This is a genomic window from Paraburkholderia sp. BR10141 (assembly GCF_056155635.1).
In genome coordinates this window covers 67,415-85,705 of the sequence record NZ_JBMIQH010000022.1, presented here as the reverse complement: position 1 = coordinate 85,705, position 18,291 = coordinate 67,415, and the positions used below count along the sequence as shown (strand labels likewise).

Here is an 18,291-nt window from a genome sequence, read left to right as displayed (position 1 = left end):
GGGTATACGCCGCACATGAAGCATGGACCTCAACGAAGCCATTTACGAAGTGATCAATCTGACACGGGGCACAGCGGCCAAGAATGGCGTTTCGGTCTCGCCGGCGCTTGGCAACAGTTTTCCTTGCGTGCACGGGTATTTGTGCAATTGGAGCAGGTCATGCTCAATCTGATCGTCAACGCCATCGATGCATTGAGTACAACGAACTCGGATGCGCGATTTGTGGATCAGTACCGCTCGGCATGCATTGAACAACTTATCGGTGACCGTGCGACTCCGGCCCGGGAATCGCCGCGGTGGAGATTCATAGTGTTTTCGACGCCTTCTACATGACCAAGCCACACGGCCTGCGCATGGGACTGTCGATCTTCCGCTTGATCGTGGAGGCGCATGGGGAAGCTCTTTCGGTGAGCCGAGCACACCTCAACGGGCCGTATTCCAATTCGTGCTGCCGGGACCGGAGAATTGAATCCCCCCATTTGGACTTTATTGACTTAACGGCACATCTGAATTGACACGGGCTGCAGCGGTATCGCGATGATTCGAGATCCCGTGCAATTTGTTACCGGCACGCAAAACTGTTTGTCTGCGAGGAGTACCCGTAATCGGTGGCGACTGGATTAAATTCGCAGTCGATGGAAACGCCACTGCGAGGAGCATCATGAAGATCGCCGAAATCGAGTCTATTGCGCTGCGCATCCCGTTTTCCGCGGGTGGACGATCAGACGACGCCGTGTGGGGAAAACGTGATTTGCAGACCGTTGATTCTCTGGTTGTCAAAATTACCACCGATACGGGCGTGGTCGGCTGGGGAGAGACATTTGGCTTTACCGCAGTCCCCGCCGCAAAACTCGTTATCGACGCTTCTCTCGCTCCGGAGGCAATCGGTCGCGATGCCACACAGATCGAGAAGCTTATGCTCGACCTGCAGAAAAAGTTCCATGTATTCGGTCGCAGCGGCGCCTTCCTCTACGGCCTTTCCGCGATTGACATCGCACTATGGGACGTCGCGGGCAAAGCCGCCGGAAAACCGGTGCATCAACTTCTCGGCGGAAGTGACGCCACTGCGCTGCGCAGCTATGCGAGCCTCTCACGATACTCTGATCCCGAACTCGTCCGGGAGAACGTGGCGCGAGCGCTGCGCGACGGATTTCGCCATCTTAAGTTGCACGAGATTAACGTCGACGCTGTGCGCGCGGCTCGCGAAGCGGCTGGTGATGACATCGACATCACGCTCGACGTCAACTGTCCCTGGTCCGTGCGAGAAGCCCTCGATATGGCATCCAAGCTGCGCCCTTTCAACCTGCGCTGGCTCGAAGAACCGGTCTGGCCGCCGGAAAATTACGCCGGCCTTGCACGGATGAGGCAGGAAGGACGGATCCCGGTGGCTGCCGGCGAAAACGCTTCGACCTTGATGGATTTCCAGCACCTGTTCGATGCGAAAGCCATCGATTTCGTTCAGCCAAGTCCGGCAAAGATGGGAGGACTCACCGAATTGAGGAAGGTCTACGCCCTCGCCAATGCGCATAACGTCACCGTGATGGTGCACTCCTTCTACGACGGCCCTGGCCTGCTCGCCAGCCTGCACGCGAGCGCTGCGCTTGGGGGACCGGGCGCGCTCGTCGAATGGCGCTATTTCGACCTCGAGGCACAGCTCTACGGAGACGCGATCATGCCAAAGAACGGCGCGATCGCCGTGCCTCAAGCCCCGGGGCTAGGTCTTGAACCGGACAGCGACGTCCTGCGTGAATACCGCGTGGGCTGACCGGGGAGACTCGACATGCTGGAGCGTATCGCAGGGCCGCTGCTGCCTGTTGCTTTTGTCATCGCGCTTGGATTTGCCGCAGGCAAGCGCGGCAAGCTCAATCACTCAGATAGCCTGCTGATCAGCCGACTAGTGCTCACCTGGATCTTCCCCGCGCTGCTGCTAGCCGGCATGGCCAGCACACCGCGCTCGCAGTTGCTCGATCTTCGGTTCGTCGCCGCGACGTTTGTTGGCTTGATGGGAATGTATGCGCTGGCGTTTGCGATCGGCTGGTATCGCTATCGCGAACTGAAGGCCGCCACCCTGAAAGGTTTCATCAACGGTTATCCGGACGGCGCATTTATGGGTATCCCGATCCTGCAGGCGATGTTCGGGCCCAGCAGTCTGTACTCGGTGCTCGTGCTCAATCTGGTGGCAAGCCTCGTGATGATTCCGCTCACCACGATGCTGCTGACGATCGCAAGCGGCGAAGGCAGCGGCGCCAAGGCGTTCATCGCAAGCGTCGTAGCCGCCGTTCGCAAGCCGTTGCTGTGGGCACCGGCCATCGGTATCCTGCTCTCGCTCTTCGCGATCAAACTGCCACCGGTGCTGCTCGACTCACTGAACCTGCTTGGCAAGGCAACGCCAGGCGTGTCATTGCTGTGTCTTGGCCTGATCATGTCGTCGGTAAAACTCGAGATGTCTGGCGAAGTATGGATGAACCTCGCCCTTAAATTGCTACTTCACCCGGCACTGATGATCGCGGCAACCGTCGCCCTTTCGCTCAGGGGTACCTATGCCCAGCAGATGATCCTGCTGTGCGCGCTCCCGTCCGCGACAATTCCGGCGATGTTCGCCAATGAGGCCGGTGCATATCGAAGCGAAGCCGCTACGTCGATTCTCGTGAGCACCGTCATGTCGATTGCGACTTTCTCACTTGCCATCTATCTGATCGACGGCGGCCTTGCAGCAGCGTGACGTCTCGCGCAATCCATTTTAAGGTCCAGCAATCCATGCGTTCCACTTTTAACCAAAAAGAGAATAACTATTGACCTCGAGATAAAGAGAATTTGATCTATTCTCCAGTACGTAACCTTCTAAAAAAATGTTCGATTTCTGACCTCGCACTTCAGGAGATGCCAATGAAATCCGCAGTACTAGCCGTACTCTTTTGCGGTTTGCAGGCTACATGCGCCGTGGTACACGCACAGTCCGCACCGCAAGTCGGATATCGCTACACGTTGCCCCTGAAGGTTGCTGTCGAGGCCGCGCAAGAGGCAATCCGCGTGTGCGAGGAGAGGCACTATTGGGTGACGGCAACTGTCGTCGATATGGACGGCGTCCCTCAGTTGGTCATGCGCGGCGATCATGCAACGGTGCACACCGCGGAGTCGAGCTTGCGCAAAGCGTTCACCGTCGTCACGCTCGGACCCGAGTTCGGATTTGATCGTTCAAGCGGGTTCTACGAACTCGCCAAGACCAACCCCTTCGCACCGCAATTGGCAACGGTTCATAACGTGATGGCGCTGCCCGGCGCCGTTGCATTCAAGGCCGGCGGGGAGATGGTGGGCGCCCTGGGCATCGGTGGCGCGCCCGGTGGCGATAAGGACGAAGTCTGCGCCGCAGCCGGTGTTGCAAAGGTGGCAAACCAGTTGCCGCATTGATCCCGTAGTCATGAAATCGTATCCAAGGAGCTCGGCATGAAGATTCTTATGGTTTTGACCTCACACGACGAACTGGGTAATACGGGACGCAAGACGGGCTTCTGGCTCGAAGAACTCGCCGCCCCCTACTATGTTTTCAAGGACGCTGGTGTGGAGCTTGTACTTGCATCTCCCAAAGGAGGCAACCCGCCGCTTGACCCCAAGAGCAACGAGCCGGACTTTCAAACGGTTTTGACCCACCGCTTCGAAGCTGACGGCGCCGCGTTGGCTGCTCTCGCAAACACGACGAAGCTCAAGGGCACGACCCACAACGAGTTCGATGCGGTTTTCTATCCCGGTGGCCACGGTCCCATGTGGGACCTCGCCGAAGACCGCGACTCCATTGCCCTGATCGAAAGCACGATCGCGGCCAACAAGCCCGTCGCTCTTGTATGCCACGCGCCAGGCGTTCTGCGACATGTCAAAGGACCTGATGGCAAGCCCCTTGTTGGGGGCAAGTCGGTTACTGGCTTCACCAATACCGAAGAGGAAGCCGTTGGCCTGACCAAAGTCGTCCCCTTTCTCGTCGAAGACGAGCTCAAGGCCAAGGGGGGCATTTACAGCAAGGCTGCGGACTGGCAGCCGTACGTGCTCGAAGACGGTCTACTGCTCACTGGTCAAAATCCGGCCTCTTCGGGACCTGCTGCAAAAGCGTTGTTAGAAAAGCTGCGCAAAGGCAACTATTAGGCTGCAAGGTCAGTGCGTCCAGGTCAAGTCGAGCGATGTCATGATGAACACCGGAGAAACCTCAATCCTCCTGTCACCACGCGTTTCGCCGGACATCCCTGTTGTGTTCGTAATCGACGACGACGCATCCGTGCGCGAGTCGCTCGAACTGCTCATTTGCGGCGCCGGATGGCAACCACGACTCTTTGCGTGCGCACAAGAATTCTTGGCTCATCCCCGTGTTGCCGCACCGACCTGCCTACTGCTTGACGTTTCGCTGCCCGATCTGAGCGGCCTGGATTTGCAGCGGCGAGTTGCGACCGACCGCGCAGACATGCCAATCATATTCATCACGGGGCACCCTGACGTGCCGGTAACCGTGAGGGCCATGAAAGCCGGTGCCATGGGTTTCTTTACCAAACCGTTCAACGGTGAGGTGATGGTGGAGGCCATTCGTGATGCGATTGAACACAGTCGGGCGGTGATTGCCGTCGAGATGGAAAATCGCGGTCTGCAAACCCGCTATTCCTCCCTCACACGTCGAGAACGCGAGGTAATGGCACTGGTTGTTACAGGCTTGCTGAACAAACAGGTCGGTGCCGAGCTCGGCATCAGCGAAATCACGGTGAAGGCGCATCGCGGCAGGATGATGCAGAAGATGGGCGCCAGTTCACTCCCCGATCTTGTCACGATGGCGGCGAAAATTTGCCCGCGAGACACTCGACGCACACCTGCTGAAATTCCTCCATAACTGACGGATGATGATGAGGAGGCGATGATCGAGTCGCCTCCAGATCCGGTCAAAGAATTCGAATACTCTGTCGCGGCGCTTGTTACGGCGAAAGCGTTGCACCCATCCGACGCGACAGATCTAACCGTTGCCTTATATGCGTCAGGGCCGCGCAAAGTCGTTTGGAAAAAGTTGTACCTGCGCGGCCGGATGCGCGAGTAGCTTGCGCTCAGCAATGACCCGAATACGGTCATAGCCGTCGCGGAAGGTTCTCAGAATGCAGGCATCACTAGACCTGGGTTCAAGCCAGAAGTAGGTCTCAAGTGCCGCAATCGTCATCACGCACTCGACTGTATTGTTCCGGTAAACGAGCGCAAACGTCACCCCTCGGCGATTGGCAAGGACTTGAGGTTCCAATTCGTTTATATCCATGAGCGATAGGGCGGCACAATACCTGCATAGCTCGATGCTAGCCGACAATTTCAATCGCAACAATATCCTTTGGTATTCGCGACAGTCCACGTGGGACATTAACTGATACCAAAGTGTCGATATCTTCGTGCGGGACTAGCTGTTAGATTCTATTCGACCCGGAGACACGAATCCCGCACACGCCATAAGCTGTATCGTCGGTACTGCGACCATCGGCGAACAAATGTGCCTCCAGATGCGAATACAACCGCGCCCTTTACCATGGATATTTTTCGCAACATGAGGATTTTTCTCGAGGTCGCCGAGTCAGGCAGCTTCACTGCCGCGGCAAACAAACTCGACATGACGATCGGCAACGCCTCGCGTGCCGTTGCGGAACTGGAGGCGCATCTGCGGACCCGCCTCTTGAATCGCACGACGCGAAGAATTGCATTAACGCGGGCCGGCGCCCGCTACCTCGCCCGTTGCCACGCAATCATCTCAGCAGTCGATGAAGCCGAAGCGGAGGCTGCGGACGCAGGTGTTATACCCGTGGGTAGGCTCAAGGTCCACGCGATGTCGAGCATCGGTCAACATTATGTCGTGCCGGCGGTCGCCGCCTACCAGGCGCTCTACCCCGCCGTGACGGTGGATTTGACGCTGTCGCGGAACGTGCCTGATCTGCTCGAAGACGGATATGACGTCGCGCTGCGTGTGTCGAACGATGAACTGCCCGACTCGAACTACGTGTCGCACAAGCTAGGCACGGTTCATAGCGTGCTCTGTGCTGCGCCTTCCTATCTCAGGTCGCACGGTAACCCGGCAACAGTCAACGATCTGTCGCAACACACGTGCCTTCAGGTCCCGATGTCAATCTTTCCCTGCGACCGCTGGACACTCACGGGGCCCGACGGAAAGCGCGATTTTCTTCTGTCACGTACACGCTTTAATGTGAACGTTCCGGATGCAATGGCAACTGCCCTTCAGGAAGGCATGGGAATCGGCGCACTACCTATGCTCACTGTCCGCTCGGCATTGCGCAATGGGGATCTCATACGGGTGCTTCCAGACTACTCACTGCAACGCCTGAATATCTACGCGGTCCATGTGTCCCGGAAATATCTCGATGCCAAAATAAAGGCGTGGATCGAATTCGTTAAGGCTTGGGTCAATGAAGCCATGGAAGAAGACAAGGCAGACCTCAGAACAATGACCCAGAGCATCAAGCCGGCTACAGCGTAATCTGTACGGGCGACCTCCAGGCAGGACCAGACGAGGCCGCGTAGGTTACGCGGCCCGCGTCTTCGGCACGCTCGCGACCATGCATCAATTGCCGAAATAGATATTGCAGAAGCTGGCCGGCCCGACGCACTCATTGTCAGAATGTGCAGGGTGGGCAATTCGGTGCAGGAAGCCGGACAAAGGATGGCCAGCAGGCGCTTGTGAGCCCTCTCCGGCGCCATTGTCGCTCACTACCACGGTGCTCCGCTGAGTCGCTTGCGTTTGCGTTTCCTGTCCATTGCCCCACGTATTCGCCTGCGCAAAAGACAAAGCGGGAACCGTGAGTGTTGCTGCAACGATAAGTGTCCGAACAAAAGACTTCATGATGACCTCCGTAGATCGTTTCGTGCTGCAGACCCTTGTCCGCAGCGCCTGAACACAATTCTATGTAAGGAGGTAACGAAGATTAAGGCGATAGCTTTCACAAGACCTTTAAGCATGGGCGCAAGATCCGACGATCGCCGAACATCGACCAATGACAAACAAAACGGCGGGCTGCCATGCCCGCCGCTTACGTATGAACCAGAACGCTGATTCCTGTTTGTCGCCCTTCCGGATGTATGGCCTATTGGCTGCCTTCCTGATACAACGTCAATCGGCTCCTGACAGACGTGACGCCCTGCACGTTCTGCGCGACGCTCGTGGCCATCTGTTCCTGCTTTTCGTCCACGATGACGCCTTTGAGAATCACCTCGCCGGTGCTTGCGTTGGCAAAGGCGGTAATTTCAGTATTGCTCAGGCCTTTAGTTTGGTAGATGGCTTGCTGCACTTTCTTCGCCAACGCCCGATTCGCAGCCTTCTCGGCCTTCTTCGCAGCATGAATCTGTGCCTTAGTGGCGGCTGGCGCTGCGGCACCTTGTGAAGTGGCTTGCGGTGCCGGCGTTTGCGCAATCGCGGTGCATGACAACAACACGGCGAATACGCCGCACGTGGTCCTGTTGCTAAATATCATTGAGTCACCTCTTACTTTGAATGTGGAGAAGAGCACTGTCCCGGCGGTGCAGGTCAAGCGACGTTGACAGCATAGTTAGAGGCCGCGCCCTGATCTACTAAACCTAGGTATTGGGTGAGCCTGCGATGATGATGAAGGAAATCAGTGCAGCGCAATTGTTGACCTGCATATCAAATGAACCGATTCAATGAACGACGGCGACACTACGCGCGGCAGGCGGCATCGATTGCGAGGTTCTCTCGGCGCGAAGCGTCGCAACGTCGGGCATCGACCACGCGTTCGTGACAATCGACTCCGTCAGCAACCCTGCAACCAGTTCGACCATGCGCTCGGCCACTGGCACCACGCTGTTGATCTTGCCAACACCCTGCCCCGCATACAGTGAAAGCTTCTGCGCCATTCGTGGCTTATCAATGGAGCGCGCGCCGCCACCAATGAAGCGCAGCAGGTTCCATTTGTCGCGATTGGGAATCACGCGGTGGGGTGTTCCGTACGGCCAGCCGAACGAATATCCGGTTCGGTACTCCGTGTCGTCCACGGTCGCTTCGACGATCTTCTCTTTGTAGAGCGGGTGCGCATTCGATTCGTCGGTCGCAACGAAGGCCGTGCCCACGAGCACGCCCGACGCGCCAAGCTCCATCACAGTTCTCACGTCATTGCGTGTCACGATTCCGCCAGCTGCCAACACAGGACGCCCTTGCGCAATCTTGCAGATCGACGGCACCAGTGACATGACACTGATGGTCCCGCGATTGAGGTGGCCACCGCCCTCGCTGCCCTGCGCGACGATGATGTCTGCCCCCCGCTCAATTGCCTGCCGGGCAAGCGCAACTGAACCCACCTGCACCATGACCACCATATCTGCATCCTTGGCGCGCGGAATCATCTCGGCCGCATAGTCTTCGGCATAGAACAAGGAAAGCATTCTCGGCCGTTCTTCAAGCAAGACCTTGAACTGCGCTTCGAACACCTCAGGTCCGCCGAACTTCGGCACGAGATTCACGCCGAATGGCTTTTCAGTCAGCTCTCGTGTTTCCCGGATCCACTTGCGCAACGCGAGCGGCGGCAGACGCAGCCCGCCAAGCGTCCCCATACCACCGGCGTTGGCCACTGCCGCGACGAGCTTCGGGCCAGAGATTGCGGCCATTCCGGCGAGGAAGACGGGATACTGCACGCCGCAGAGCCGCGTGACCAGATTTCCGGAATACGCTGTATTTAATTCGCTCATTGCTCAAAGCTCCACATGTTTGCCAAGCATCCGCTTCAGCGCATCATTGCGAAGAACGAGAAGGTTCTTGAACGCGCCGAACAGATGCAACGCGAGGCCCAGCACAAAGGCCGTCGCACCGATGTCGAAGAGAACGTCGACTACCCGCTGCACACGCACGCTCGGACCGATGAGCGCGGGGATCGCGAGGCCGCCCGGCAAGTCGATGACGACACCACCAGCAGACCTGGTAAGCCATACGGCTATCGGCAGCAGCACCATCGCGAGCGCCAGGCCCACCGCTACGGACCGGCTGACTATCACCTCAATGGGGTTGGGCGTGCCAACTGGCAGCGGGTGAAATGAAGAGAGCCGCGCCCAAAGTCGGTAAATCGAGACGACGAACAACGCGATGCCAAACAGATTCTGCGCTCGTACGAGGCCAATCCGCTGCGTATCGTCAGGGCTCAAAAAGAGAGCGACGCCTATCCCGATGATCGACAATAGCAGTAGCGCCACGATCCAGTGAAGCGCGATCGTAATGGGCGAATACCCAAGACCGTTGTCTCTCAGTTGCATACTTGCCTCTCTACACGTGTTTAGTGACTGACCGCGCTGGACGCGCCAAGACCCGTTTGCGCACGAATCGACTGCTCTGCGAAATCGTCCCGCTCGCGCGCTCCCAGTCGGCTCTGGTCGGTGATCGAGCCCAGCCAGGCGAAGAGGAACGCAACGGTCATGGAGATAATCGCCGGATAGTCGTAGGGGAAGATCGCCCTCGCGTGGCCCAGCACGGTGACCCAGATCGCGGGCGAGAGAATGACGAGCGCGACGGCGCTCAGGAGACCGGCGATGCCGCCAATCAGTGCGCCGCGCGTCGTCAACCCTTTCCAGTAGATCGAAAGCGCGAGGATCGGGAAATTCACTGACGCCGCTACGCCAAAGGTCAGTGCAACGAGGAACGCGATGTTCTGTTCCTTGAACAGGATGCCTAGCAGCACCGCAACCACACCGAAGTAAATAGACGCAATTCTGGAGACCATCGAAACGCCAAAGAGGAGTGAGAAAGCGACGACCCGGGCGGCACGTTTCATTGCTCCGCTCCTGCCAGGATCTGCGCGGTAAGTTCGTCGAACTCGCCGTTCGCGCGTCGAACATACAACCCCGTCAACCCCCAGCTCCCAACGATTAGCCCGACACCGATCGGCCAGCCGATATTCACGATACTGCCTTCGGAAAGCCTGATTGCGAGAAATTGCGGAGCGAAACTGGCGACGAGGATGAACGCGCCATAGGGAATCAACGTCATGGCCGTCAGCCAGCCGACGAACCGCCTCCTGCGTCGGACCAGCGTCTCGAACAAGGGATTGCCCTGAATCCCGCTTCGGGTTGATGTGTCCATTCGTTTGTCTCCATCCGTGGAAGGTTTTGGGCGCTTTCAGTCCCACGTGATCTCGTTCGATGGACTTCGACCTCTTTGCACTTGACGATAGGCCGCCCAATAAATCTCATCAAATGATAATTAATGATGGGTGCAATCTCTTAGGGTGAATCCACACCGCCGGGTACATGAACAACCCGCAAGCCGGATTGGCGTGCTTTATCGATTTTTTACCGGAAGGTAAAACTGTTTGACCACGCCGGGTATTCGGTCTTGACGGCAACACCAGTAAATTGCGTAGGTATCGGATGCGCCGAATCAAACGTCAACCAACCCGAAACACACTACCTGGAGGTTCCCTCATGAGCACATCGCAGAAAGTCGTCGTCGTTACCGGCGCATCGCAAGGCATTGGCGCTGAGCTGGTCAAAGCATTCCGTGCGCGCGGCGACCGCGTGGTCGCCACCGCACGTTCTATCAAGCCGTCAGACGATCCCAACATCGCCACGGTCGCGGGCGACATCGCTGATCGGGATACCGCACGCCGCGTGATTGCCGAGGCGATCACGCGCTTTGGCCGCGTCGACACGCTGGTCAACAACGCGGGTATCTTCATGGCAAAGCCGTTCACGAGCTACACCGCCGAAGACTACGCCCTGAAGACCGGTGTCAACCTTGCAGGCTTCTTCTTCATCACGCAATTCGCCGTCGCCGAGATGGAGAAACACTCGAGCGGTCACGTGGTCAGCATCACCACGACCCTCGTCGATCACGCAGTCGATGGCGTGCCTTCAGTGCTGGCCTCGCTCACCAAGGGCGGCATCGCCGCGGCCACCCGCTCGCTAGCGATCGAGTACGCCAAGCGCGGTATCCGTGCGAACGCTGTCGCGCCCGGCATCATCAAGTCGCCGATGCACCCGCCGGAAACACACGCCGCACTGGGCGCAATGCATCCCATGGGCCACATGGGCGAAATGAGCGACATTGTCGATGCAGTGCTGTACCTGGATTCCGCGCCGTTTGTGACGGGTGAGATTCTGCATGTCGACGGCGGCCAGATCGCCGGCCACTAAGCCTCATCCAACGCCATTGAACGCACAAGGCGCCAGCGATACGGCGCCGCGTCTTCCACTGCTAAGGAGAGCGAGATGCCCATCGTCACGATTCAAATCACCCGCGAGGGTACAAAACCTGGCACCACGTCGGTCACGGCGCAAGAAAAGGCTGACTTGATCAAGGGCGCGAGCCAATTGCTGCTCGACGTCTTGAACAAGCCGATGGAGGCCACTTTCGTCATCATCGAAGAGGTCGATACGGACAACTGGGGCTGGGGCGGATTGCCGGCTCTCGAGTATCGCCGGCAACGCGAGCGGAAACCGGGCTGAGCACGCTCCGGTGTGTTCGCTTTCGACTGGCACGTTCGCACTGCCGCACACAGTTCATTCATGGGGATAAACGGCTGGACAATGTGAAGCGACGATTCAGATATCCACCAATGCTCACACGTCTATCGCGTCTACCGAGACAACGCCGCCGACATCTTGACGAGCTCGGGCAGTGAGCCCGCGCCCATTTTCTGCACCACCTTGCCCCGGTGCAACTTCACGGTAATCTCGCTAATGCCGAGTTTGCAGCCTATCCGCTTGTTCGGTAGTCCCGAGACAACAAGCGCCATGACTTCCTGCTCGCGATGCGTGAGCGTCGAATAGCGAGTGCGGAGCGCGCTCAACTCAGCCTGGGTATCGATAGCAGTCCGACTGCGCTCGAGCGCATCCCCAATGGCCACGAGCAGCGCTTCGTCGTCGAATGGTTTGGTGAGAAATTCGAGAGCGCCTGCCTTCATGGCCTGCACCGTCGTCGGCACATCGCCATAGCCCGTGATGAATATAATTGGCAGGTCTGCCCAGTCCAAAACAAGGCGCTTCTGCAAGTCCAGGCCGTTCACACCTGGAAGCGAGACGTCGAGGACGAGACATGCAGGCTCCGAGGCGCGCGGGTAAGCGAGGAATTGCTCCGCAGAAGCGAAGAGCTGCGCTCGCAAACCTACACTGCGCAGCAACATTTCCAGCGATTCACGAACGGAGATGTCGTCGTCAATCACGAAGACAATCGGTGCGGCCTGATGGTCATCCGACGACATGGCATCCTTACCAACTCCAGTTTCACACACGTTACCCTTCTCCATAGGCTAAGTGCAGAGGTACGTTCGCTCCTCGTCCAACGCAATCGGGAGCACCGCAAGACGTGCATTGTCCCTGAATGGCTTGCAGAGGCAATAAGCGGAGACGTTCACGATACGTCAAATCGCAGTGTGTCTCCAATCGACATCGTGGGGAGATTGGCAGTGCAATGGCCGATTTTTGTTCCAAGGTAATACAATTCAAATATTGTTGCATATCGTCAATTATTATAATTCGTAGTTGTTTTATTTTTTACAAATGGAGATTCGATATTTTCTCGTGACTCATAAATCCAGATCTACCACCACTCGAAACCAACACCAAGGTATTATCGACGGATTGCGAAACATGCTTCACCCTTCATCACATAACAAATCAAAATATCCGTGTATCTTTTCTTAATACTTATATTTATAAGATAAGTCAGGCAGAAGGTTCTCTAAAATCATTTCAAACAGGAGAAAACATCATGAAATCAGCACACCCAGTAGCGATGCTGCTCGCATGCTTAGTAGTCTTCGCCAGCACTCTTGACGCATCGGCTCAGCAAGCGAATGCTGTGTCGGGCCAAGCGCCGCAGACGGAACCCAGCGCCCGACAAGAATTCAGAATCACACGCGTAACACCGGCGTATTGGCGCGTCACCATTGATCATCCGCCGTTCAACATCTTTGGTCCGGAATCCATCCCGATGCTCAATAGCGTCGTGACGCAGATTGAGAACGATCCAAAAGTGAAGGTCGTCGTATTTGACAGCGCGGTACCTGGATTCTTCCTGACTCACTACGATTTCATTCCTCCACTCGAAGCCACCACCAGCATGCCTGCAGGCTCAACCGGCCTGCCCCCGCTGCCTGACATTTTTGTGCGTCTGAGTCGGTCGCCTGTGGTGACAATTGCAGAAATACGCGGTCGTGCTACGGGTGTAGGCAGCGAACTTTCTCTGGCGTGCGACATGCGCTTTGCCAGTCGTGAGAAGGCAGTGCTCTCGCAGTTCGAAGTGGGTGCTGGCTTTACGCCGGGCGGTGGTCCTATGGCCAGACTCCCTCGCCTGGTCGGTCGAGGCCGCGCACTCGAAATCCTGTTGAGTGGCAATGACATTCCCGCTGATATCGCGGAGCGCTATGGCTATGTGAATCGGGCGTTGCCTGATGCTGAACTCGACAAGTTCGTAGACACATTGGCGCGCCGCATCTCCACGTTTGACAAACAGACCGTTGCCGATATCAAGCAAACCGTCAACGCGACCTCTCTGCCTACCGACCAGGAACTGGGTGCGGAATGGAGTTCGTTCATTACATCGGTTCAGCGTCCAGCGGCACAACGCGATATCAAGGCACTCATGGAAGTCGGACTGCAAAAGAATCCCGACGTCGAAAGACGTCTGGCCAAGTACACCGGCATGGTCAGCAAGGAGACGGACAGTGAGGCCGAAGGCAGTCAGCAGGCAGGAAAATAGTCCACGCTCAAGCTTGTAGCCCCAAAGCTTCAACGAGGGAGTCCCGCCCCGCAACAATCGGAAAGCGGTTGCTGCGGGGCCAGTGAGGATTTTCTGCTTAGGATCGTGATTTTCCTAGTCGCATTCTAGCCACCGTCAAATCGACTACCCTGTCAATCGTGTTGCAGCGCAATCAATCACCGAGAAAAACGACCGTGATGTTCAGGTCGCGAACAGTCAGGCCAATACCCACAGTCAGAGATTGAATCTGCGCTTATCCATTCATTTAACGATCCTACGTAGCTATCCTCATGTTCTCTCATCATAATCGGTCGATTGCGTCACCGAGGTCCATTTTTCGAGCTCGCGCCCCAGCGTCTTCAGATGGATGTCCATCACGCGCCGGGCATCGTTGCCCAGCAGCAGATGCGTCGGCGGATCAGACGACTCCACGATCTGAAGTATTGCCTGCGCCGCCTTCGCCGGATCACCCGCCTGATGTCCGCTATATTCCTGGCGCCGCTTGCGTACGGGATCGAATATCGCATCATAGTCTGCAATGGCACGCTCCGAGCGAATCATCGAGCGCCCTGCCCAGTCGGTGCGAAAGGACCCCGGTGCGACTGCAGTCACGCGGATTCCGAGGTCTTTGACCTCCTTCGCCAAAGAATCGCTGATACCCTCGAGCGCAAATTTGCTGCCGCTGTAATAGGTAATACCGGCCATACCCGTGTGGCCCGCCATGGACGTGATATTGATGATATGACCACTGCGCCGTTTGCGCATTCCCGGCAACACAGCCTTGATCATCGCCACCGCACCGAAGACATTGACCTCGAATTGACGAATCAACTCGTCTAGCGGCGATTCCTCGAGCACGCCTTCATGGCCATAACCAGCATTATTGATCAATACGTCAATCGCGCCACAGGCTTGCTCCACCTCTCGCACGGCGGGGCCAACCGAGTTGAAGTGCCGGACGTCCAGAATCACGCCTTTGGTGGCCGCAGGGTGCAGCGCCTCGAACGCGGCGCGATCGTCCTCGCGCCGCACCGTGCCCACTACCCGGTGTCCAGCACTCAAGGCCGCTTCGGCGAAAGCGCGCCCGAAGCCGCCGCTGGCACCAGTAACCAGAAACAATTTTCCGCCATTCCTCATCATGCGACTCCACGTTGGTCCGCCCGGCGTGCATGCCGCCGGGCAGGAAGCGATCAATCATGCAGCTACTCTATTTCCGCCGCTCAACCGGATAAATAGCGCACCGGGCACTTGTCCTTATACAAGATGTAAAAAATCTTGTCCGATATCGATTCTATCCATCTGCACATTCCGCGATTTCCCCAGGCAGCTATCTTGACGAGTAATACCTCTATCGAAACAAAGCGCGTCAATTCAGATCGTCATTGCTATAGTGGGATAGTTCGACTTGTGCGACCGTTGGAACGGAGATGGGTCATGGAGCACTTGTATATTTTGCGTGCGTTTGTTGCCGTCGCGCAGCACCGGAGTTTCAGCTGGGCCGCCGCGTCGCTCGGCGTTACCACCGCGTCCAATTCGAACGCGATTGCTAAACTCGAATCGAGCACCCATACGCGCTTACTGCACCGTACGACGCGCTCGGTCACCCTGACTGAAAAAGCGCAATGGTATTACCATAGTTGCCGGCGGCTACTCGAAGCGCTCGACGAAGCGAACCGCCGTATCACTAAACAGCACGAAGTCGACAGCGGCAAGCTGCGGCTTGTGGTGCATCCCATGCTGACTGACGAATCCTTCTCGAAGTTTATTGCGCGCTATCGTACGTTCGCACCGAATATCAACCTGAAGGTCTCGATTCAGGAGGGGCCAGTCAATCTCTACGACGGCAAGTTCGATATGGCAATTCAGCCACCAGACCGTGGCGAGCAATCGGCGGAGATCAGGCGCAGCCTGCTCGCCTCCTCGCGCACCATCGTGACCACGCCGCGCTACCTTGCACGACACGGTACACTCAAGCGCGCCACCGACCTATCGAAGCATCTTCTGCTGATGCCGCCACATCTTCGCCAACGAAACTCCGACCAGAACGAACTGCTTGAAAACGGCAATCCGGTGCGGCTGATACCGCGCTCGTCGTTTGACGGCAGCGATGAGTTCCTGCGTACCGCCGCGAAAGCAAACGCCGGCGTCGCGGCCCTGCCAGAGGCAATGATCGGTAACGATATCGAGGTAGGCAGGCTCGTGCCCGAGTTGCACAACTGCAGCACAAGTCACGGCGGCCTCGAACTGTGCCTTTTCTATTCACATCGAGAGTTGCAGCCGACTCGGTTCAGAACTTTCATAAACTGCTGCACCGAATTCTTCCGCGAGAACGTGACCGGATCGCGGACTGCTGCTTACGCTGTGCCTTCAGAGCAAACACGCAACAGCACTGCAGCTTTGGAAGCCGCCTGAAGATTGCAGCCCTACACAACGGCAGACTCCACGCCGCCACGTTACCACGACTGGTCCAGGAGAACCGATAATGACCCTTAATGCACACCAAAAGGCAATCAAAGATAACTTCATCAGGCTGCGCAATACGTGGGCCCCGCAATGGGAGAGTATCCTGCGCGTCGACGAAGCATTCCTGAACGCGTATCTGCACCTTTCCGTCGTGCCGCTCAAGCACAACGCCCTCGACGACAAGGTCAAGGAGTTCATCTATATCGCAATCAACGCTTCCTCGACACACATGTTTACGCCAGGCGTCGCGATGCATCTGAAAGCTGCGGTGGATTTTGGCGCGAGCCGCGCCGAGTTGATGGAAGTGCTCGAACTCAGCAGCATGGTCGGCATTCACGCTGCAAATGTCGGGGTCGAGGTCCTGCTCGAGACATTGTACGAAGAAGGCATTACGGCGAAAACAAAGCGAGAGGACGAACGCAGCGCCGAACTCAAGAATCGCTTCGTCAGCACGCACGACTATTGGGACGCATCTTGGGATGCGTTGTTGCGCATCGACCCGGACTTCTTCGAAGCATGGCTAGATTTCTCGGCGGTTCCAATGCGCTCGACAGCGCTTGAGCCGAAGGTCAAAGAACTGGTGCTATGTGCGCTTGACGCGGCCGCCACGCATCTCTTTCGGCAAGGCATGAAGACGCATATGCGCAACGCCCTGCGCTGCGGCGCCACGCAGGACGAGGTCATGGAGGTGCTGGAAATCGTCAGCGTGATCGGCATTCACGGCGCACTTATCGCCACCCCCATGCTCGAACAAGCCGTTCAGGTAACGGAAGAGAATCCCTAATCCCCCCCGCAATAAATCCAGTCGCGCTAGCCGTATCGCTTCTTTGCGCCGCGACTCACGCGGCCTTGTTGCTGGCCCATCGATCCAGCGCTGCGCAGGCAATGAGCAGCACACCGGTGACAAAAAACACATAGCGCATACCAAAGTGCACTCCGATTGCGCCGCCGATCAGTGGGCCGACTACCTGCCCTGCGTACTGCGAAGATTGCAGGTAGCCCAGCATCTTGCCGGACTGCCCCTCGTGCACGGCGTGCCGCACGAGTTTCGCAACTGACGGAAGCAGGCCGGCCAGAGTCATGCCCATCACGCCGCGTAGCGCCGCGAGTTGCCACCAATGCGTGACGAATGCCTGCGGGATCATGACGATACCGGTAGCGATCAGGCACCCGATGATGACGTTCCAGCCGCCTATACGGTCCGCAAGCGCGCCTAGCCTCGCCGCCATCAACATGCTGCCGAACGCCGAGCAGGCCATGACGATGCCCGCGACGGTTGCGAGCCGATTATGCGCTACGCCGAGCTGGCCGATATACACGGTGATGATCGGCTCGATCGACATGTTCGACAGCAGCACCATCATTGCGGTGACAAGCAGAGCCGCAAGGGCCGCATAGTTGCCGCCCGGCTTCAAAGCCGGCGCGCGCTTCTGTGTCGCCTTCGTTTTCTGAGCGGGAGGTGCGCTAAAGTCTTCGCGCACGAGCACGATCGTCAGGATCGCCGCAATCGCAATCATGGCGCCGCCTGCGAAAAAGGTCCCCCGAATACCGATCAAGTTCGGCAGCACGCCACCGATGAGCGGTCCTACGAGATTGCCGGCCAACACGCCAGTGGAGAGCACACCGAGGGCCCAGCCTGAACGCTCCGGAGGCGCCTGGGTGCCGATCATCACGATCGACGCCGACGCATAGCCGCCGATCAGGCCAGCGGCAAAGCGCAGCGCGACCAACTCGTAGATGTTGTGTGCGAGGCCGATAGTCGACATCACGACGGCCATGCCCACCGCGGCGCGCACCAACATCGGCTTTCGGCCGTAGCGGTCGGCGAGTTGCCCCCAAATGGGCGCCGTTACTGCCGTACCGAGGAACGTGACGCCATACGCAACGCCCGACCACTGCACCACGGCGGAGGTCGATGTCACGCCCAACTGCTGCACGTAGAGCGGCAGGAACGGCAGCAGCATGCTGAGGCTGACGAGCGTTGTGAATGAACCGAACACGCAGATGGCGAGATTCCGGCGCCAATACCCGGCGTTACGTGCGACGTAAGTAAGCTTCTCATTAGCCGGTGCTCCCTTACGAGGAGCAACGTTGGCAGCATTTTCCATTGCAGA

At 57.5% G+C, this 18,291-nt stretch carries 23 protein-coding genes; 13 read left to right on the top strand and 10 right to left on the bottom strand.

The annotated features are described in order from the left end of the window. Positions 1–159: 159 nt before the first annotated feature. The 7 genes from ACOJB8_RS27060 (at position 160) to ACOJB8_RS27030 (ending at position 4,864) form a co-directional block, all read left to right on the top strand. Positions 160–333, top strand: coding sequence for a hypothetical protein (locus tag ACOJB8_RS27060; RefSeq protein WP_475015349.1), 174 nt, complete (start codon positions 160–162; stop codon positions 331–333). Further along, positions 330–515: a hypothetical protein gene (locus ACOJB8_RS27055; RefSeq protein ID WP_475015347.1), complete on the top strand. Its 186-nt coding sequence runs from the start codon at positions 330–332 to the stop codon at positions 513–515. The genes ACOJB8_RS27060 and ACOJB8_RS27055 overlap by 4 nt, the downstream gene beginning before the upstream one ends. Before the next feature lie 146 nt (positions 516–661). After that, positions 662–1,765 carry a mandelate racemase/muconate lactonizing enzyme family protein gene (locus ACOJB8_RS27050; protein ID WP_475015345.1) on the top strand — a complete coding sequence of 368 codons (1,104 nt, stop codon included), beginning with the start codon at positions 662–664 and terminating at the stop codon, positions 1,763–1,765. A 15-nt stretch (positions 1,766–1,780) separates the two neighbouring features. After that, positions 1,781–2,722: an AEC family transporter gene (locus ACOJB8_RS27045; RefSeq protein WP_475015343.1), complete on the top strand. Its 942-nt coding sequence runs from the start codon at positions 1,781–1,783 to the stop codon at positions 2,720–2,722. Positions 2,723–2,886: 164 nt separating this feature from the next. Further along, a complete protein-coding gene (locus ACOJB8_RS27040) occupies positions 2,887–3,408 on the top strand; it encodes a GlcG/HbpS family heme-binding protein (RefSeq protein WP_475015341.1) in 522 nt (173 codons plus the stop codon). Positions 3,409–3,444: 36 nt separating this feature from the next. Then, positions 3,445–4,134 carry a type 1 glutamine amidotransferase domain-containing protein gene (locus tag ACOJB8_RS27035; RefSeq protein WP_475015338.1) on the top strand — a complete coding sequence of 230 codons (690 nt, stop codon included), beginning with the start codon at positions 3,445–3,447 and terminating at the stop codon, positions 4,132–4,134. Between the two features lie 40 nt (positions 4,135–4,174). After that, positions 4,175–4,864, top strand: coding sequence for a response regulator transcription factor (locus tag ACOJB8_RS27030; RefSeq protein WP_475015336.1), 690 nt, complete (start codon positions 4,175–4,177; stop codon positions 4,862–4,864). A 141-nt stretch (positions 4,865–5,005) separates the two neighbouring features. Here the strand turns inward: ACOJB8_RS27030 and ACOJB8_RS27025 are convergent, their stop codons facing one another. Continuing rightward, on the bottom strand, positions 5,006–5,275 hold the full coding sequence (locus ACOJB8_RS27025) for a DUF1488 family protein (protein WP_475015334.1): 270 nt from the start codon (positions 5,273–5,275) through the stop codon (positions 5,006–5,008). A 261-nt stretch (positions 5,276–5,536) separates the two neighbouring features. Between ACOJB8_RS27025 and ACOJB8_RS27020 the strand changes: the two genes are divergently transcribed. Next, positions 5,537–6,496 (top strand): LysR family transcriptional regulator, encoded by a 960-nt coding sequence (locus ACOJB8_RS27020; protein WP_475015331.1) that lies wholly within the window; start codon positions 5,537–5,539, stop codon positions 6,494–6,496. Between the two features lie 84 nt (positions 6,497–6,580). Here the strand turns inward: ACOJB8_RS27020 and ACOJB8_RS27015 are convergent, their stop codons facing one another. From ACOJB8_RS27015 to ACOJB8_RS26990, 6 genes are all read right to left on the bottom strand, one after another. Further along, positions 6,581–6,859 carry a hypothetical protein gene (locus tag ACOJB8_RS27015; RefSeq protein WP_475015329.1) on the bottom strand — a complete coding sequence of 93 codons (279 nt, stop codon included), beginning with the start codon at positions 6,857–6,859 and terminating at the stop codon, positions 6,581–6,583. 241 nt (positions 6,860–7,100) lie between these two features. Next, on the bottom strand, positions 7,101–7,487 hold the full coding sequence (locus ACOJB8_RS27010) for a BON domain-containing protein (RefSeq protein WP_475015327.1): 387 nt from the start codon (positions 7,485–7,487) through the stop codon (positions 7,101–7,103). Between the two features lie 184 nt (positions 7,488–7,671). Further along, positions 7,672–8,715 (bottom strand): NAD(P)H-dependent flavin oxidoreductase, encoded by a 1,044-nt coding sequence (locus ACOJB8_RS27005; RefSeq protein WP_475015323.1) that lies wholly within the window; start codon positions 8,713–8,715, stop codon positions 7,672–7,674. A 3-nt stretch (positions 8,716–8,718) separates the two neighbouring features. Further along, entirely contained in the window at positions 8,719–9,273 is a 555-nt protein-coding gene (locus ACOJB8_RS27000; RefSeq protein ID WP_475015319.1) for a cytochrome b, read from the bottom strand. 20 nt (positions 9,274–9,293) lie between these two features. Further along, positions 9,294–9,788 (bottom strand): sodium:solute symporter family transporter, encoded by a 495-nt coding sequence (locus tag ACOJB8_RS26995; protein ID WP_475015316.1) that lies wholly within the window; start codon positions 9,786–9,788, stop codon positions 9,294–9,296. After that, positions 9,785–10,096 (bottom strand): DUF485 domain-containing protein, encoded by a 312-nt coding sequence (locus ACOJB8_RS26990; RefSeq protein WP_475015314.1) that lies wholly within the window; start codon positions 10,094–10,096, stop codon positions 9,785–9,787. The genes ACOJB8_RS26995 and ACOJB8_RS26990 overlap by 4 nt, the downstream gene beginning before the upstream one ends. A 341-nt stretch (positions 10,097–10,437) precedes the next feature. Between ACOJB8_RS26990 and ACOJB8_RS26985 the strand changes: the two genes are divergently transcribed. Together ACOJB8_RS26985 and ACOJB8_RS26980 are read left to right on the top strand one after the other, a co-directional pair. Then, on the top strand, positions 10,438–11,148 hold the full coding sequence (locus ACOJB8_RS26985) for an SDR family NAD(P)-dependent oxidoreductase (RefSeq protein ID WP_475015312.1): 711 nt from the start codon (positions 10,438–10,440) through the stop codon (positions 11,146–11,148). 75 nt (positions 11,149–11,223) lie between these two features. Further along, positions 11,224–11,460 (top strand): tautomerase family protein, encoded by a 237-nt coding sequence (locus ACOJB8_RS26980; protein WP_475015310.1) that lies wholly within the window; start codon positions 11,224–11,226, stop codon positions 11,458–11,460. Positions 11,461–11,591: 131 nt separating this feature from the next. On the opposite strand, the gene ACOJB8_RS26975 is transcribed toward ACOJB8_RS26980, so the two are convergent. Further along, positions 11,592–12,215, bottom strand: coding sequence for a response regulator transcription factor (locus tag ACOJB8_RS26975; RefSeq protein ID WP_475015308.1), 624 nt, complete (start codon positions 12,213–12,215; stop codon positions 11,592–11,594). Between the two features lie 509 nt (positions 12,216–12,724). On the opposite strand from ACOJB8_RS26975, the gene ACOJB8_RS26970 reads away from it, so the two are divergent. Beyond that, positions 12,725–13,714: an enoyl-CoA hydratase/isomerase family protein gene (locus ACOJB8_RS26970; protein ID WP_475015306.1), complete on the top strand. Its 990-nt coding sequence runs from the start codon at positions 12,725–12,727 to the stop codon at positions 13,712–13,714. A 288-nt stretch (positions 13,715–14,002) separates the two neighbouring features. Here the strand turns inward: ACOJB8_RS26970 and ACOJB8_RS26965 are convergent, their stop codons facing one another. After that, positions 14,003–14,854: an oxidoreductase gene (locus ACOJB8_RS26965; RefSeq protein WP_475015304.1), complete on the bottom strand. Its 852-nt coding sequence runs from the start codon at positions 14,852–14,854 to the stop codon at positions 14,003–14,005. 294 nt (positions 14,855–15,148) lie between these two features. Here ACOJB8_RS26965 and ACOJB8_RS26960 point away from each other — a divergent pair, with 294 nt between their 5' ends. Further along, entirely contained in the window at positions 15,149–16,126 is a 978-nt protein-coding gene (locus ACOJB8_RS26960; RefSeq protein WP_475015302.1) for a LysR family transcriptional regulator, read from the top strand. Positions 16,127–16,328: 202 nt separating this feature from the next. Continuing rightward, the gene (locus ACOJB8_RS26955) at positions 16,329–16,961 is read left to right on the top strand and encodes a carboxymuconolactone decarboxylase family protein (RefSeq protein ID WP_475015300.1); all 633 of its coding nucleotides are present in this window, start codon (positions 16,329–16,331) and stop codon (positions 16,959–16,961) included. Between the two features lie 55 nt (positions 16,962–17,016). Here the strand turns inward: ACOJB8_RS26955 and ACOJB8_RS26950 are convergent, their stop codons facing one another. Continuing rightward, positions 17,017–18,285, bottom strand: coding sequence for an MFS transporter (locus ACOJB8_RS26950; RefSeq protein WP_475015297.1), 1,269 nt, complete (start codon positions 18,283–18,285; stop codon positions 17,017–17,019). Between the last annotated feature and the right edge of the window lie 6 nt (positions 18,286–18,291).

What these genes read in the sequence shown, in the direction of transcription:
- ACOJB8_RS26985 (WP_475015312.1), top strand. Translation starts at nt 10,438, where the DNA reads ATGAGCACATCGCAGAAAGTCGTCGTCGTTACCGGCGCATCGCAAGGC.
- ACOJB8_RS27025 (WP_475015334.1), bottom strand. Translation starts at nt 5,275, where the DNA reads ATGGATATAAACGAATTGGAACCTCAAGTCCTTGCCAATCGCCGAGGG.
- ACOJB8_RS27045 (WP_475015343.1), top strand. Translation starts at nt 1,781, where the DNA reads ATGCTGGAGCGTATCGCAGGGCCGCTGCTGCCTGTTGCTTTTGTCATC.
- ACOJB8_RS26980 (WP_475015310.1), top strand. Translation starts at nt 11,224, where the DNA reads ATGCCCATCGTCACGATTCAAATCACCCGCGAGGGTACAAAACCTGGC.
- ACOJB8_RS27005 (WP_475015323.1), bottom strand. Translation starts at nt 8,715, where the DNA reads ATGAGCGAATTAAATACAGCGTATTCCGGAAATCTGGTCACGCGGCTC.
- ACOJB8_RS27030 (WP_475015336.1), top strand. Translation starts at nt 4,175, where the DNA reads ATGATGAACACCGGAGAAACCTCAATCCTCCTGTCACCACGCGTTTCG.
- ACOJB8_RS26975 (WP_475015308.1), bottom strand. Translation starts at nt 12,215, where the DNA reads ATGTCGTCGGATGACCATCAGGCCGCACCGATTGTCTTCGTGATTGAC.
- ACOJB8_RS27000 (WP_475015319.1), bottom strand. Translation starts at nt 9,273, where the DNA reads ATGCAACTGAGAGACAACGGTCTTGGGTATTCGCCCATTACGATCGCG.
- ACOJB8_RS26950 (WP_475015297.1), bottom strand. Translation starts at nt 18,285, where the DNA reads ATGGAAAATGCTGCCAACGTTGCTCCTCGTAAGGGAGCACCGGCTAAT.
- ACOJB8_RS27035 (WP_475015338.1), top strand. Translation starts at nt 3,445, where the DNA reads ATGAAGATTCTTATGGTTTTGACCTCACACGACGAACTGGGTAATACG.
- ACOJB8_RS26970 (WP_475015306.1), top strand. Translation starts at nt 12,725, where the DNA reads ATGAAATCAGCACACCCAGTAGCGATGCTGCTCGCATGCTTAGTAGTC.
- ACOJB8_RS26995 (WP_475015316.1), bottom strand. Translation starts at nt 9,788, where the DNA reads ATGAAACGTGCCGCCCGGGTCGTCGCTTTCTCACTCCTCTTTGGCGTT.
- ACOJB8_RS26990 (WP_475015314.1), bottom strand. Translation starts at nt 10,096, where the DNA reads ATGGACACATCAACCCGAAGCGGGATTCAGGGCAATCCCTTGTTCGAG.
- ACOJB8_RS26960 (WP_475015302.1), top strand. Translation starts at nt 15,149, where the DNA reads ATGGAGCACTTGTATATTTTGCGTGCGTTTGTTGCCGTCGCGCAGCAC.
- ACOJB8_RS27050 (WP_475015345.1), top strand. Translation starts at nt 662, where the DNA reads ATGAAGATCGCCGAAATCGAGTCTATTGCGCTGCGCATCCCGTTTTCC.
- ACOJB8_RS27015 (WP_475015329.1), bottom strand. Translation starts at nt 6,859, where the DNA reads ATGAAGTCTTTTGTTCGGACACTTATCGTTGCAGCAACACTCACGGTT.
- ACOJB8_RS27055 (WP_475015347.1), top strand. Translation starts at nt 330, where the DNA reads ATGACCAAGCCACACGGCCTGCGCATGGGACTGTCGATCTTCCGCTTG.
- ACOJB8_RS27020 (WP_475015331.1), top strand. Translation starts at nt 5,537, where the DNA reads ATGGATATTTTTCGCAACATGAGGATTTTTCTCGAGGTCGCCGAGTCA.
- ACOJB8_RS27060 (WP_475015349.1), top strand. Translation starts at nt 160, where the DNA reads ATGCTCAATCTGATCGTCAACGCCATCGATGCATTGAGTACAACGAAC.
- ACOJB8_RS27040 (WP_475015341.1), top strand. Translation starts at nt 2,887, where the DNA reads ATGAAATCCGCAGTACTAGCCGTACTCTTTTGCGGTTTGCAGGCTACA.
- ACOJB8_RS26965 (WP_475015304.1), bottom strand. Translation starts at nt 14,854, where the DNA reads ATGATGAGGAATGGCGGAAAATTGTTTCTGGTTACTGGTGCCAGCGGC.
- ACOJB8_RS27010 (WP_475015327.1), bottom strand. Translation starts at nt 7,487, where the DNA reads ATGATATTTAGCAACAGGACCACGTGCGGCGTATTCGCCGTGTTGTTG.